The sequence below is a fragment of the Ligilactobacillus pabuli genome (assembly GCF_022836475.1).
In the GTDB taxonomy this organism is placed as follows: domain Bacteria; phylum Bacillota; class Bacilli; order Lactobacillales; family Lactobacillaceae; genus Ligilactobacillus; species Ligilactobacillus pabuli.
The window spans coordinates 1-1,852 of record NZ_BQXH01000042.1 but is presented as its reverse complement, the minus strand read 5'-3'; the positions used below and the strand labels follow the sequence as shown (position 1 = coordinate 1,852).

1 protein-coding gene and 1 pseudogene are annotated in these 1,852 nt (G+C 32.9%); both read right to left on the bottom strand.

From position 1 onward, the window contains the following. Positions 1–147 precede the first annotated feature (147 nt). Positions 148–1,230, bottom strand: coding sequence for a tyrosine-type recombinase/integrase (locus LPAF129_RS10980; protein ID WP_244057165.1), 1,083 nt, complete (start codon positions 1,228–1,230; stop codon positions 148–150). 1 nt (position 1,231) lies between these two features. Next, positions 1,232–1,852: pseudogene (locus LPAF129_RS10975) on the bottom strand (BREX-1 system adenine-specific DNA-methyltransferase PglX); the annotation flags it as partial.

Below are 1,852 nucleotides of genomic sequence, written 5' to 3'. Positions count from 1 at the left end.
TTTGATTAGACTTCGACACTTTAATCGTAGCACAAGAGGACAAATGATGTCCTTTTTACGTATAAAAATAGTGCTGATGATCATCTCATCAACACTAAAAAGTTTAGACCCATTTTTTGTGCCAAGAAAAGTGCCAATTTTTTAAACTCAATTTGATTCAGATAAAATTTTTAAAATTTGGTCGGTATCTTTTGTTTCCAACTCTTTAATAATATGCAAGTAGGTTGATTGCGTAGTGGTTGTATTACTGTGTCCAAGCCTTTTTGAAACGGAAAGAACACTAACTCCCTGGTAAAGCAAGATTGAAGCATGGGTATGACGTAGACCATGAAAAGTAATCCTGGGTAAAGATAAACTTGCTAATTTATTGGTCAAGATTTCATTGATTTGTGCACTGTAATAAATTTGATCATTAACCTTAAAGAGTAGGTCTGTGGAAGTTAGATTTTTTTTAGCGATAAACGAATGTAAAACTTCTGTTGTTTTTGAATCAATCGCAATTACCCGTGAAGATGCCACGTTTTTTGTTGGCTTAAAGCCAGAACGGTACTTATAATCCCAGGTTCTATCGATTTTAATAGTGTTATTTAAGAAGTCGATATGATCGGGTGTAATTGCTGCAATTTCAGCGTATCTCATGCCAGTTAATGCAGCAAGATAGATCATTAGTTCACCAGGCTCTTCAAAAGAGAGTGAATGAATCAATTTTTTCCACTCATTATAATTTAGAAATTTTTGAGCAGGAAGGTAGTCTTTACCCGTAATAACGGCCTTTCTAGTAGGATCTTTATCTATAATTCCATCATCAATGGCATCTGAAAGTGCAGCTTTAATATGTTTATGGAAACAAGACACTGTTCTTTTAGCGTGTGTTTCAGCAAATTTATTTAGTTTTTCTTGGTAAAGTTCTTTAGATAGTTCGTTTAAGCTAATATTTTGAAAGATTTTTCTGATATGTTTAGCAGTGTTTTGATATTTCATAAAGGTAATATTTGAAACGGAATTTTGTTTATAGAGTAGGATCCAATGTTCAAAGTATGTTGCCAGACTTTGATTTGACAGACTTCTAGTGGCTAAAAGTCTAGAAGATGCTTGCATTAGAGAAGCGGCTTGAACGGCATCAGATTTAAGTTTAAAGCCAGATTTACGTAGCTTTTTGAAGCTACCATCTAAATCTTTGTATGAAATTTCGTATTGCCAAACTTTACCTCTTTTTTGATAACTTACCATCTTAAATTCCTCCGTTAATGTTTTTTGCACAATTTTGGCACATTGTATAGAAAAACATGATAACAGAAGGGGGTGATAAATTATGTTCAACGATATGTGACAAAATTGGATGCTTTTTATAACTCCATGAATTTTCAAAGGAATCCCACTCCTCTTTGGAAAGATCAATCGCACTAATAATCAAATCTTTTATTTGACCACTTTGGTTTATCACAGGAAATCTTTTTAAATCACCAACTTGTAAATTAATTGTTGGATTTAAAATTTTTAAAATATAGTTTCCAACTTTTGAATTCAAAGCACCTAATACATTAAATAGGTTATTACCATTGATTGAAAAAGCTGACATACCAGCAACATCATGTATACTACCATATTTTCTATATCTTAAACTTAAACCACCGCTTGTTATCAGTGACCAAGTTATTGCTTCACGAAAGTAATAATCCGTATTTTGAGGTCTAGATCTTAACTTACCCCTGCTGTCTTTAAAGTGTCTAATTTCATAGCCATCATTTTCCCAGTTGACGACGTAATCATAGTTACCGTACCATTTACGATAGGAGCCGCCTTTATTGTAAGGAAACCATTTTTTGTTCGATTGAATCGATTCAGGAATACT

Bases quoted from the DNA above. Each gene is read 5' to 3' on its own strand.
- LPAF129_RS10980 (WP_244057165.1), bottom strand. From the start codon at position 1,230: ATGGTAAGTTATCAAAAAAGAGGTAAAGTTTGGCAATACGAAATTTCA.